Source organism: Streptomyces poonensis (assembly GCF_014650915.1).
In the GTDB taxonomy this organism is placed as follows: Bacteria; Actinomycetota; Actinomycetes; order Streptomycetales; family Streptomycetaceae; genus Streptomyces; species Streptomyces poonensis.
In genome coordinates this window covers 1-12,441 of record NZ_BMVW01000030.1, presented here as the reverse complement: position 1 = coordinate 12,441, position 12,441 = coordinate 1, and the positions used below count along the sequence as shown (strand labels likewise).

General features: G+C 71.7%; 11 protein-coding genes and 1 pseudogene. 3 read left to right on the top strand and 9 right to left on the bottom strand.

Annotated elements, in window-relative coordinates; all coding sequences use genetic code 11:
* Positions 1-231: 231 nt before the first annotated feature.
* The gene (locus tag IE242_RS36615) at positions 232-1,080 is read right to left on the bottom strand and encodes an alpha/beta fold hydrolase (protein ID WP_189867280.1); all 849 of its coding nucleotides are present in this window, start codon (positions 1,078-1,080) and stop codon (positions 232-234) included.
* 46 nt (positions 1,081-1,126) lie between these two features.
* Between IE242_RS36615 and IE242_RS36610 the strand changes: the two genes are divergently transcribed.
* Positions 1,127-1,408 (top strand): type 2 periplasmic-binding domain-containing protein, encoded by a 282-nt coding sequence (locus IE242_RS36610; protein WP_189867279.1) that lies wholly within the window; start codon positions 1,127-1,129, stop codon positions 1,406-1,408.
* 365 nt (positions 1,409-1,773) lie between these two features.
* Here IE242_RS36610 and IE242_RS36605 read toward each other — a convergent pair whose 3' ends face one another.
* From IE242_RS36605 to IE242_RS36580, 6 genes are all read right to left on the bottom strand, one after another.
* On the bottom strand, positions 1,774-5,142 hold the full coding sequence (locus tag IE242_RS36605; protein WP_189867278.1) for an MFS transporter: 3,369 nt from the start codon (positions 5,140-5,142) through the stop codon (positions 1,774-1,776).
* On the bottom strand, positions 5,135-5,878 hold the full coding sequence (locus tag IE242_RS36600; RefSeq protein WP_308436813.1) for a trehalase-like domain-containing protein: 744 nt from the start codon (positions 5,876-5,878) through the stop codon (positions 5,135-5,137). The genes IE242_RS36605 and IE242_RS36600 overlap by 8 nt, the downstream gene beginning before the upstream one ends.
* A gap of 118 nt (positions 5,879-5,996) precedes the next feature.
* Entirely contained in the window at positions 5,997-6,467 is a 471-nt protein-coding gene (locus IE242_RS36595; protein ID WP_189867330.1) for a cation-transporting P-type ATPase, read from the bottom strand.
* Between the two features lie 19 nt (positions 6,468-6,486).
* Complete coding sequence (locus tag IE242_RS36590; protein WP_189867277.1) at positions 6,487-7,515, bottom strand: polyphosphate kinase 2 family protein; 1,029 nt, start codon at positions 7,513-7,515, stop codon at positions 6,487-6,489.
* 99 nt (positions 7,516-7,614) lie between these two features.
* Positions 7,615-8,076: a DUF7144 family membrane protein gene (locus IE242_RS36585; protein WP_189867275.1), complete on the bottom strand. Its 462-nt coding sequence runs from the start codon at positions 8,074-8,076 to the stop codon at positions 7,615-7,617.
* A gap of 85 nt (positions 8,077-8,161) precedes the next feature.
* Complete coding sequence (locus IE242_RS36580; protein ID WP_189867273.1) at positions 8,162-8,716, bottom strand: DUF1269 domain-containing protein; 555 nt, start codon at positions 8,714-8,716, stop codon at positions 8,162-8,164.
* 646 nt (positions 8,717-9,362) lie between these two features.
* On the opposite strand from IE242_RS36580, the gene IE242_RS36575 reads away from it, so the two are divergent.
* Complete coding sequence (locus IE242_RS36575; RefSeq protein ID WP_189867271.1) at positions 9,363-9,626, top strand: hypothetical protein; 264 nt, start codon at positions 9,363-9,365, stop codon at positions 9,624-9,626.
* Between the two features lie 251 nt (positions 9,627-9,877).
* Entirely contained in the window at positions 9,878-10,549 is a 672-nt protein-coding gene (locus tag IE242_RS36570) for a CPBP family intramembrane glutamic endopeptidase (RefSeq protein WP_189867269.1), read from the top strand.
* 360 nt (positions 10,550-10,909) lie between these two features.
* Here the strand turns inward: IE242_RS36570 and IE242_RS39410 are convergent, their stop codons facing one another.
* Both IE242_RS39410 and IE242_RS36560 read right to left on the bottom strand, forming a co-directional pair.
* Positions 10,910-11,893 carry a transposase gene (locus IE242_RS39410; protein WP_189867267.1) on the bottom strand — a complete coding sequence of 328 codons (984 nt, stop codon included), beginning with the start codon at positions 11,891-11,893 and terminating at the stop codon, positions 10,910-10,912.
* Positions 11,894-12,027: 134 nt separating this feature from the next.
* Positions 12,028-12,441: pseudogene (locus IE242_RS36560) on the bottom strand (MFS transporter); the annotation flags it as partial.

The following is a 12,441-nucleotide window of genomic DNA, read 5'->3' as shown; positions in this document are numbered from 1 at the left end:
GGCACCTTCCGAGCGGGAGCCAGGCATCTGCGCCCAGGCCCCCCGCCGCGGCGGTCACCAGGTCAGCAAGCCGGGACGCCTCCGCACCTCGCCACGTGTCCATGGGGCGATGCATGCTGCTGAAGGCACTGCTCTGCGCTGCACTGTGCTCGGGAGCGGCGAACCGGCTGCCCGCCCTCCACTTGACGGGCCACGTGTGGGTGGCGATGACGGCGAAGGGCGGGGTCGGGGTCAGGCGAAGGCAGCGTGGATGATCTCGGCGCTGGTCGCGGCATTGAGCGCCAGGCCCTGGTGATCTCCGGGGAAGGCGAGCGGCTCGGTTCCGAGCTTCTCGGCCAGCACCCGTGCCGCCAGGACGGGGACACCGTTGCCGGAGGCCTCCCCGACACCGACCGTGACCGGGACGGGCCCGGAGCGCAGCGCTGCGATGTCCGGTTCGAAGCGCAGCACGGGCAGCAGTACGTGAGCCAGGAAGTGGTCGAGGTTTCCCTGGATGCGGCCCATCATCTCCAGCGCCTCGGCCGGCATCTGCGAGGGGTCAGGCATCGCGGGAGGCGGGCTGTCGGGCCCGTCGACGGTGGCGATGAACTTGCCCATCGCCGCTGCCGCCCCGTGCTCACGGTAGGTGTCGTGCACGTCCTGGAAGACGGCCCGCCACTGCTCGCGATCCGGCAGCACTTCGGGGACGGGCGGCTCGTGCACGACCAGGGCGCGCACTTGCTCGGGGTGGCGTACCGCGAGGTCAAGGGCGGTGAGGGCGCCGCCGCTGTTGCCCAGCACGAAGGCCGGCTCATCGCCGAGGGCGGCCAGCAGCAGGGAGGCGTCCTGACTGAAGACCGTCACGTCCTGATCGGTGGGCGTGGTGGTCAGGGTGCTGCGCGACAGGCCGCGCTGGTCGTAGGTGACGACGGTGTACCGGTCGGCCAGGCACGCGGCCGGCCCGGCCAGTGCCCCGGCGTCGGCGGGTGCGCCGGCGATCATCAGGAGCAGCGGCCCGGCGCCCCGAACCTCGTAGTGCAGGCGCGCACCGGGCACCTGGAGCGACTTGATCTCGGTCCATACTCCCGCCGGCCGTCCCATCCCTCCCGGACCGCGCTCCGACAGCTTCAACGAGACCCTGACCCTGGTGGCAGCAGGACGCGGCGTCTTCCCCGTCGCCGCGAGCGTTCCCGAGTTCTACCCCCGCCCCGACATCGCCTACATCCCCTTCGACGACGCCCCAGCCATCGAGTGGGCACCGGTCTGGCTCAAGACCAACACCACCGCACGCGTCCACGCCCTGGTCCGAGCAGCCCATGCCGCCTGCCGCCCCACCACGGCAGCTGCCGAAGAACCTGCCGACGCACACCGGGCAACCGACCCGAGCCGCCCCCGCAGGTTATTGTCCGAAGACAGCGAACTCCCCTGAGTCCACCGATCGTGCGGGTCGCCTCACTTCAACACGCCGCACGTGACAGGGAACGGACCCGGTCCCGCGCGACACCGCCCACGCCATTCACGCGTCACAGAGTTGACGGGAGAGTCGCTGCGTGGCTGGGGGCGTGCGTGCTGCGGGCGTCGGCCTTGGCCGCCGACCTACCGGCGCCCGGCGGGGACGTCGCCGACGGTGGCTGAGGACGCCGCGATCCACGGCGGCGGCGCCTCGGTCATCCCGGCATGGGACGGCAGGGCGGCCGGCTTCCGGCCGGCCGGGCGGCGCGCCGGCGTGGATGCAGGACGGCGCTGTTGCACACGCGAGGAGACGCGGGACGTCGCACCGGACGTACGGCCGGGTCACTGGCCGGCCACGATGATGTCCCTCAGCCTGGCGAGGTCGTGGGCGGTGACGCCTGCGGGGCGCAGGACGGCGTTCCAGGCGTCGACGTACTCGCCGGTGTACTTGTGCCCGTGACCGTCGGGGACCTCGGTGGCGAACGGCAGGTCGGCGGTGACCTGCCAGAACGTTACGAAGGGCACCCAGAACATGCCCTGCATGACGTCCTGGCCGGCGGGCTCGCCGATCCAGTCCGGCCGGTGCAGGATCAGGCGCGGGCTCCACCAGACGATCGGGTCGGAGGGGTGCATCAGGTACAGGACGCGGCTGCCCTGCCAGGGCTGGTCCGCCGGCGGGATGTCCGCCCTCGGGTCGCTGGTGAAGCGTACGGTCCGCCCGTTCCTGTGGACGGGCTGGATCTCCGGGCTGCCGGTGTCGCGGTGGTCGCTGAACTCGCGGAAGAGCGTGTTGAAGTTGGGCGGGCCGGCGAACAGCGTGCCGGCTGTGCGGTTGCGCAGGTCGTACTCGCCGCTGAAGGCGGTCTCGCCGCCGAACGAGCCCAGGCTCTCGCCGGCGACGAAGAGCCTGGGACGCTGGTCGGGGGGCAGTTTCGACCAGCGGTCGTAAACGGCGTCGAAGAGCGCGCGACCCGCCTCTCGGGCCTTGCTCTGGTCGACCAGGTAGGAGATCCAGGACGGGAGGTAGGAGTACTGGATCGCCACGGCCGCCGAGTCGCCGCCACTGAGGTACTCGAAGGAGTCCACCGCCGCCGGATCGACCCAGCCGCTGCCGGTCGTCGTCACCACCAGCAGGTTCGCGCGCCCGAAGCCGCCCTGACGGCTCAGGTCCGCGACCGCCGCGGCGGCCCGGGACTCGGTGTCCTGGGCCGTCGCCAGACCCGCGTAGGAGCGGATCGGTGCCCTGGACGGACGGCCGGTGAAATCTCCGATGGCATCCGCCGTGGGGCCGGTGCCGGTGAAGTTGCGGCCCTGCATGCCCAGCGACTCCCAGGGAATCAGCGAGCCGGGCCCGCCCGACCGCAGGCTCGTCGTGGGTCGGTGTGCCCCTTCCTCGGTGGTCGTGTCACGTACCGAGAACGCCTCGTTCGCCACGGCGACGAAGCCGTTCAGCAGCACGCCGGTGACGACCACCCAGACGAGAGCGGCCACCGCGATCCAGCCGGTCGCGGTGGCCGCGCGAGGCCCGATCCGACGCCTGAGCAGATCCGCCGTCCAGCGGTACATACCGCGCAGGCCGCGCCCGGTCAGCAGGATGAGACAGAAGACCAGTACCGCGACGAAGGGCGAGAGCACCACCAGCAGGATGCTGTACTCGCTCACACCCATCAGGCTGCGGATCTCGTGCTGCCAGTACTGCCCGAAGCCGAAGGAGAGACCGAGCAGGACGGCCGCGGCGACACCGAAGGCGGTCCAGGACCGGTGTCGCGGCGGCCGGGCCTCCCGGTCGGCGAAGGCCCGCCACACGCACGCCGCGAGCACACCGAGCCCGTAGCCGATGGCCGCGGTGACGCCGCTGATCAGGCCCTGCACAAGGCCGCCGCGCGGGAGCAGCGACGGGGTGAAGGACAGACAGGCGAGAACGAGGGCGCCCCAGCAGCCGGGCAGCGTGAGGAACAGCAGTTCGCGTCGTTTCCGGGCCTGCGGTGACGGCCGGGGATCTTCGTCCGGTGCGGGGGTGCGGGCGGCTTCGGCTGCCGTGGACGGTTGATCGGCGGTGTCCGGCTCGGCGCGTCGGCCCTTGCCGTCGTGCGGCTTCCGCGGCGACGGGCCGGCCGGTGGACTCGATACGTTCCCCATCGTTCCTGCCTCCGCATCCGTCTCCGTCTCCGCATCTGTCTCCATCTCCGCATCTGTCTCCGTCTCAGCATCCGTCTCCGTCTCAGCATCCGTCTCCGTATCCGTATCCGTATCCGTCGAAAGGGTGCGTCGGTCGGGGTGGGGGCTGCCGTTTCGGCCGCCCGGGGTACGGGGCAGGAAGGCCGCGGCGGCGAGGCCGACCAGGCCGGTGGCGGCCAGGGCGGTCAGTGCGGCGGCATAGGCGTGCGTGGTGAGGCCGGCGACGAGGATGGTGCCGGCGATGGCGGTGCCGCAGGCCGAACCGAGATTGGAGACGCTGCGGGACAGACCGGAGATCTCGCCCTGCCGCTCCTCGGGAAAGCTGGACTGGACGACGTTCACCGAGGGGGTCAGCATCACTCCGAGGCCGAGACCGAAGAGGAGCAGGCCGGGGACAGCGGCCCAGTCGGTGGGGTGGCGGCCGGCCAGGGCGATCAGGGCGGCCAGACCCGCGAGGGCGACGGCGAAGCCGGTCAGGATGAGGGTGCGGGGCCGGCGCCGCTGCGCGAAGCGTTCGGCGGCCAGCGACGAGGTCAGCAGCCCGAGGGTGGCGGCGGTGAAGACGACGCCGGTCTTCAGGGCGTCGTAGTGGCGCACGACCTGCAGATAGGCCGCCACGGTGAACGAGGCGCCCATCAGCATCAGCCACTGCACGTTCTGGGTGACCAGTCCTAGGTCGGAGGTGCGGTTGCGGAACAGGGCGAGCGACAGCAGCGGTTCCCGGCCGGACCGTTCGCGGGCCCGGGCATGGTGGAGGAACCACCACAGCACCAGGGCCCCGAGGACGAGCAGCCCGGCCGTCAGCCGGATGTCGTTGTCGGCGGCCAGGATGCCCAGGACGACGAGGACGAGGCCGACCGCGGACAGGACGGCTCCGCCGGTGTCGAAGGGGCGGCCCCGGTCGGGCGGCAGGGGGTCGTCGAGACGGCTGCTGAGCACGACGATCACGGCGATGACCAGTGCCTGGAAGACGAAGGCGGCGCGCCAGCTGATGCCCGCGGTGATCAGTCCGCCGATCAGCGGGCCCGCCGCGGCGCCGATCCCGCCGAACGCCATGATGACGCCGAAGGCCCGGGCCCGGGCGGTCATCTCCCGGTACAGGAGCGTGGTGAGGATGTACACGGGCGGAATGAGCAGGGCGGTGCCGATGCCCTCGAGGATCGAGTTGCCCAGGATCAGCACCCCGAGCCCTGGAGCGGCGGCACTGACCAGCGCACCGACGGCGTAGACGATCAGGCCGGCCAGGAAGCAGCGCTTGCGGCCGAAGCGGTCGGTCAGCTTGCCGCCGGGAATCATCAGCGCCGCCATCACCAGCAGGAAGACGGTGATCGCCACCTGTACGCCCTGCACGGTGGTGTTCAGGTCCCGGCTGATGTCGTTGATCATCACGTTCATGTTGGAGCCGGCGAAACTGCAGACGAACTGCGCCAGGGCGAGCGCGGCGAGGACCCGTCGCTGTGCCGCCCGCTTCCCTGTCCGCTCACCTGCCTGCTGCCGTTGCGCCCGTTGTCCGGGCTCGGCCGTCTCAGCCACCCCCGACGCCTCCTGGTCCGGCCGGTCCGGCCGGCCCGGCCGGGCCGCGGGCGGCCGCATGCGGGGAAGCGCCCACCGCGGGTGCGCTTCCTGCCCGGCTCAGTTCCTCGTCCGAGGCCATCGCCGCGGTGACCAGCGCGAGATGGGTGAACGCCTGGGGGAAGTTGCCCAGTTGCTCGCCCGTGGGGCCGATCTCCTCGGCGAACAGGCCGACGGGGTCGGCGCCGTCGGCGCGCAGGGCGGCCCCGTCCGTGGTCTGTACGTGCAGGTCGGTTCCCGGTCCGTGGAGGACGGCGGAACGGCTGTCGGACTGTGTGAGGGTGTGCGGGGCCCGGCCGTAGTCGAAGCGGGGACGGCAGTCGAAGGCGAAGGGCAGGCTGCCGCGTACCACCCTGACGACCCTGACCAGACGGTGCCGGTCCGTCGCGGAGGACGAGGTCACGGGCGGCATGAACTCGGCCACCTCACCGACGCCACCGGGGGCCGTGAACCGGGTGACCAGGACGGCCGTGTCGGACAGGTACAGCTGACGCACCGCCGTCCCGTCGCCGTCCGGGACCTCCGCGGTGAGGCCGCAGTGCCCCCCGCGCTCGCTGTCCAGGAGCGAGGCGAACACACTGGGCGAGTCGAACCGGGGCGTGCGCCACCAGTCGATGGTTCCCCCGGACGACACCAGAGCCGCGGTCTGCGGGTCACCGGTCATGCCGTGCTCCGCAATGGGCGGATACCGGTCCACGAGCCCTCCTCCGACACGCCGCCACGCGGCCACGCCCGTCGGCACGGGAGAGACTTGCGGCCGCCGACAGGTACCCACCCGCGCCTGCCCAGCCTCGGGTCACGCCGTCGCTCCGGCATCACCCGCCGCGGGTGAGTGGCGCCGTGCCGCTTCCGGGACGGCGCGCGGTGCAGTGCCGTCCTGGCGGCGGTCTTCCGACAACGCGGGGAGCGCGAGTCCCGCCGGAACGGTGGGGCGATCCGACACGGGAATCTGCAGCTTCCGTGCGCGGGCGGCGACGACCGGGGCGTGAGTGCAGCAGCCCGGCAAGGCGGACGTCGCTCCGCAGGAAGTGCCTCGGCGGACGGGGACGGGGACGGCGGGCCGGCCCGGCACGCACCGGCGCCTCCTCGGGCAGCGCGTTCGGGCCGTTCTCCCGCAGGGCCCGCGCCGCCCGTTCGGACGACAGTCCCACCGCGGGGTTCACCTCCAGCGCCGCGGCGACCTCGTCCGGCGAGTGCGCGTACCAGAGTTCGCTGTCCGCCGTGCCGTGCGCGTCGGCGTATGTTCGTGCGGTCCCGGCACATGGCTCCGATCCGGCCCGCGGCAGCCGGCGGCGATGCCTTCCCTCACGCCTTCCGTCGGCCCTTCCCCGCCTTCTTGCGCTTCCCGTTTCCCTCGCCGCTCCCGGCTCCCTTGTCCTCGGCGGCGGTGCGCCGGCGGGCGGACGACGCGGTCGGGCCGGCCGGGGCGGCGTCGGGGGCCTGGCGTTCGAGCTCCCGTTTGGCCTTGGCCAGCTCGCGGCGGGCCGCGTTCCCGACGTCGGGGTACCGGGGGCCGATGTCCATCAGGGTGTGGGCCAGCACGGCACCGGCACACAGGCGCGCGAACCACTTCCGGTCGGCCGGTACGACGTACCAGGGGGCCCAGCCGGTGCTGGTGGCGGAGAGCATCTCGGAGAAGGCGTCCTGGTAGTCGTCCCACCGCGCACGCTCCCGCACATCGGCCGCCGAGAACTTCCAGTTGCGCTCGGCCACGTCGATCCGCTTGAGGAAACGGACACGCTGCTCCTCCTTCGACAGGTTGAGGAACAGCTTCACGATCCGGAACCCGTTGTCGGTCAGATAGCGTTCCCAGTCGTTGATCTCCCGGTACCGCCGGTCCCAGACGTCCGGGCCGCGCGCCGCCTCGGGCAGCTTCTGCCGGACGAGGTGCTGGGGGTGCACCCGCACCACCAGGACCTCCTCGTAGTGGGACCGGTTGAAGATGCCGATCTCCCCGCGCGCGGGCAGGCGGCGGACGTAGCGCCACAGATAGTCGTGGTCGAGCTCCTCGGCCGACGGCACCTTGAACGCCGCCACGCGCACGCCCTGCGGGTTGAGCCCGCTCATCACATGACGGATCGTGCCGTCCTTGCCGCCCGCGTCCAGGGACTGCAGGCACACCAGCACGCCGACCTCGCTCTCGGCGGCCAGCCGCCGCTGGAGGTCGGCCAGCAGTTCCATACCGTCGCGGAGGAGTGCGACGCCGTCCTTCTTCCTGCGGACGCCCGCCTTGAAGCCGGGGTCGAAGTCGTCGGCCAGGCTCACCTTCGACCCGGGTTCGACCCGCAGCGGCCGGATGAAGTCCGCTGTCCGCCCGGCCCTGTCGTCGACCATCACCACTACATCCCTTCACCGCGCGAGACGGCCCACCGTCCCGCGCCCGATCACCGGTGCCCGCCCCGGCAGCCTCCGCCGCGCCGCGCCGGAACCGACTCAGAGTGGGGCGCCGTAGACCTTGTGGGCGACCTGGTGCCCGTACCCGGCCAGGGACCAGATCACCAGGACGTCGAGCGCGATGACCAGCACGGACCACACCGCGTAGTACGGCGTGAAGAGGAAGTTCTGTACGGCGCTGAGGCTCGCGACCGCGATTCCGACGACGCGAGCCCAACGGGGGCCTCTGAAGAGGTTGAGGCCGGCGGCCACGACGATGACGCCGAGGCCCACGTGCACCCACCCCCAGGCCATGATGTCGAGTCGGTAGGCGTAGTCGCCCGGGGGCACGTAGAACTTCTCGTCGATGACCGCGGCAAGCCCCATGATCGTGTGGTACGCGCCGATGATCAGCAGGAGGCACGCCGCGAGGACGACTCCCTCGACGACGAGCGGCCGGACCTCGGGCTCCGGGTCCGGCCCGCCGCCCGGGGTCTGTCCCGCCGGTGGCTGCTCATCCATGTCCCGGCCTCCTCTCGTGCCTGGGCCGACCGGAGGCTGCCGTAGCGTTCCGCCCCGGCGCTGCTCAGTTCCTTGAGATCCGCCGTCAGGCCCTCCTCGAGTTGCAGGCGGCCGGCCGGCCCGCGCGCGACGGCGGCGCGACCGGTTCGCCCAGCCTCTCCGCCGCGACGGCGAGGTGCGCGGCCACTGGTCCGAGGGTCGCCGCGGTCAGAAAGCCCTCCGCGACGGGAGTACCGCCCGTGTCGAGGATCGCCTTCCGCAGATACTTCGCCCACGTGTGCTCGAGCAGAATGAATCCCGCCGCGGTGCCAGGATCCAGCGCTCCCGTCAGCTCCCTGATCTCGCCGACAGTGAGACCGGAGGCGTTGCCCTCGACCGGAGACGAGGACGCGGACTTGGTTCCGCGCAGCGGCTCGCAGGGGAGGCCGAGCAGCGCGGCGACCGTGTCGCCCATGCTCATGGCCTGGTGGTGCAGGGCGAACAGGGTGCCGTCCGGCTTCTTCTGCACGAAGAGCAGATCGAGGACGCGGATCTGCCCGTTCGACTCCAGGATGTCCAGCTCCTCGGTGATCCGCCCCACGAACTCGGCGTCGGGACCGAACGCGACCGCCAGCAGCTGCACCGGACCGACCATGACCATGACGGTGGCTCCCTTCGACGGAACGCATGTCCATCGAGCCGCAGACCGCGCGCTGCCGCGTCACCCGCCAGGGGTGAGGAGGCCGTGCGCCACGTACGTGACGGTGGGCGGTGGAGGTGCGACGCCCATGGCCCACGAGGGAGAGGCTCCCCTGGCCCGCGAACGCGGGAGCCCAGCGGGCCAGGGAGGAGAGGGCGGAGGGAACGGCCCCGGGAGCCGTGAGGCAGCGGGCGTCAGCCCCCGCGACGGCGAGGCGGGTGCCGGCGGCACGACCGCCGGGGAGCCCGCCGTCGAGAACGGACGGGAGCGTCTGCGGCCCAGGTCGGGGGGTGCGCGCCCGTGCCCGGACCGAGCACCGGCGGCGTGCCCGGCTGCCGGCCGTCAGACGCGCGGTCGCCGCCGTCCTGATCAGCCCTGATGTCCGTGAGCGCTGTCGGCGCGGTCATCGGAGTGTGGGCTGCGCGGACCACCTTCCACACCGGCCGCTGGGTCACCACGGTGGGCCCGTCGCCCGAGGATCCGGCCGTGGGCACGGCGCTCTCCGCCCGTCTCACCGAGTGCTGTTCGACCAGCTGCACGTCGAGCATCGGCTGTCCGACGCCCTGCCCGAGCGGGCGTCCAGGGCGCCCAGGCCATCGGCCTGCTGGTGGCCCGGATCGGTCAATGCGCCCGGTCGGCCGCGCGGTTGCGGCCGTGGACCCGCGCACACGCCGATGTGCTGCGGGTCGCGGGCGTCGTCATCGCGGTCGTCACGGCACTGTGGCTGTCCTCGTGGGCGGGACCGTTCGTAGTCGCGCCCGTCCTCGCCGCGTACGAGGGCACGGTCACCCTCCTGGCACGCGGCGGCACCCCGGCCCCGGCCGACGAGGAGCCTCCCGAGGAACTGTCGCCCTCCCCGGGGCACCGGTGAGCGGTCCGGTCACGGGCGGACGGCCGCAGCGATCCGGTTCCGCGGGCGGATCCGCCGGAGGGAGATATGCGCCCCGTAGCCCTGTACCCGGTTCGCGGTCCTCCGGTGACGGGCACCGCGACGGGGGACGCGACGCAACGGCATCCCCCCATCACACCGGCCCCTGCTCCGTCTCTGACAAGGCTTCCGCCATGACGTCGTACGGCTCACCGCGGACTGTGTGCAGGCGTCCGATCGGTACGGGCGCGGCGGTGGGCGGCACCCTTGCCGTGCTCGTCGTCACCCATGTGCTCAACCACCTCTGGGCGCCCATGGCCGGGGTGCCGGCTGCCGTCGTGGCCGGCGGACTGCTGCCGGCAGTGCTCTTCTGTGCCGGGGGCACCTGGGCGGACGCGGGCCTGGACCCGGCCGCGCTCGGGCGCGGCGCGCGCTGGGCGATGGTGCTGATCGCCCTGGTCACCGTGGTGTACGCGGCCGGCATGCTGGTGCCGTTGACCCGGGCCCTGTTCGCGGACGACCGCTACAGCGAGCTGACCGGCGGCCAGGTGGCCCTCCGCGTGCTGCTCACGGTTCCGCTCGGGACGGTGCTGCTGGAGGAGGTCGCCTTCCGGGGTGTGCTGTACGGGCTGGTGCGCCGGGCGCGGGGTGCGGTGTGGGCGACGGCTGTGTCGAGCGCGTTGTTCGGGTTGTGGCACATCCTGCCGTCGCTGGGCCTGGCGGCGGCGAAGCCCGCCCTGGCGCCTGTGTTCGGCGACTCCGCGCTCGGTGTCGTCACCGCTGTCGCGGCCACGGTGGTGTTCACCACGGGCGCGGGGGTGCTCTTCTGCGAGCTGCGGCGCCGCAGCGGCAGCCTGCTGGCCCCCATGGGCCTGCACTGGGCGGTCAACGCCCTCGGCTACCTGGCCGGCTTCCTGCTGCGGTGACCGGGTCCCTGGACGCGCGAGGTGACGGGTCAGCCCTGGCCTGCGGGCGTTCAGGACGCACAGCGGCCTGGGCGAGCCGTGCGAATCGGCGGGTTGCGAAGAGAACTGCGGCTTGACAGGAACGACGGCGGCGCTGCGAACAACGCGGAGACGACACGATGAACAGCGAGCCGGCGGAGAGCGGTGACACGGCGAGCAGCGAGTCGGCGGCCACACCTGTCACCGATCCTGCTGGCTTATTCGCTCACGTGGCGAGTTCGAAGACCGAGGCAGCGGGCGCGTCTTATCCCGGTGACCGCGACGGCCTGGTGGATGGTTCCTTCGACGCCCGCGCGGATTCCGTACGTGGCTCGCCACTGCTCATCGCCCTGCTGGAGGCGGGCCTGGTCGAGGACTTCTTGCAGCTCGCGGGGTTGCAGAGAGGGCCCGGCCGCCGGTCTTCGAGCGGGTGCACTGGTCGCGCACCGTGCAGGGTCGGCATGTCTCCTTGCCGAACTTGATGACGATGGCTTCGGTGCCACGCGGGGTGGCGGGGCTCCACCAGGTGCTGGTGTCCCCGCGTGGGCAGGTGGCCTGCCGCTTGTCCCAGTCGATGGCGAACGCGGTGCGGTCGAAGCCGGCACCGGCACGCGCCTGAGGTGAGCTGTTCATCAGCACCGGGATGACCAGAGTGACGCCGAAGTTCTTCCGCATGCCCACAATCAACTCGGCGGAGGCGTAACCGGAGTCGGGGAAGTGCTCGTCGGGCAGGAGATCGCGAGCGGCGAGCATGTGATGGACCGGTTCGGTCATTTCCGCGTCGGTCACTGTGGCATCGGTGGTCGCTATGTTGGTGATCAAGCGCGGCGGCGGTCCGTCGGCTCCGGGGATCAGCGCCTGGTCGCCGGCGGCCGAGTCCTGTTCATCGGGATCGTCGCAGGAGTCGCTGATGTGAATCTTGTAGCCGGTCCACCAGGAGCCCTGTTTGAGGCCGTAGCGTGCGGCGGTGTCGTACGGAGAGGCCAGCCGCAGCCTGCCGGGCGGAAGGTCTCTGCTCTCCCGCCGCTTCACCTCCGCCCCGGCCTCGGTCACAGTGCGGTGGTCGTTCTGCACCCACATCGTGCGCAGGACCTGCACCGCCGGGAGCTCTGCGATGTGGAGGCAGTCCCGCCTTCCTGTAGGCAAGTAAGGCTGGGGCCCAGTCATGTGTGGGCAAGTTCCGGGGAGTTGCGGTGCCAGGCAGGTTGAGATCGGCTCGCGAAGTCGGCATCCGACTTCGCGGGCAGCGAGGCCGGTGGCCTGTCGGTAGAAGGCCGCCAAAGGCAGCGGATCAGGGCAGTCGGGCGTTATCGCGACCAGCTTCATCTGTAGGGACTTGGCACCTCCGGACCGACCAGTGGACTTCCGCCACCACCCTGGAGACAGCTTTTTACGGTTAAGCGGGAAACCGACCGCCAACATCCCACTCAACCGTAAACACCGCTGGTCAAACGAAACCTCTACTCGGCGTGCTCGACTGCGGCTTTCGGGAGTGCGAGCATCACGAGTGCCGTGATGAGGTAGAGCGCGGCTGAGACGATCAGGACGATGCCGAGCGCGTGACCGTAGTCGGGCAGCGCCGGTGCTCCGCCGACGGCCGAACCGGTGACGGAGGTGAAGAAGACCGTGCCGAGCACGGCGATGCCGACGGCGCCGCCGATCTGGTTGACGGTGGACAGCACTCCGCCCGCGGCGCCCGCGTTGCGCCCGGGCACGCCGGCGAGGACGACGTTGACGAGAACGGGCGCGGCGAGCCCGAGGCCGAGGCCGCCGATGAAGAGGGCCAGGGCGAGGAGCCAGTATCCGGGATCGTTGCCGTCCTTGACGACGGACCACAGGACGAGCTGAGAGGCCGCGATGGTCAGCGAGCCGGT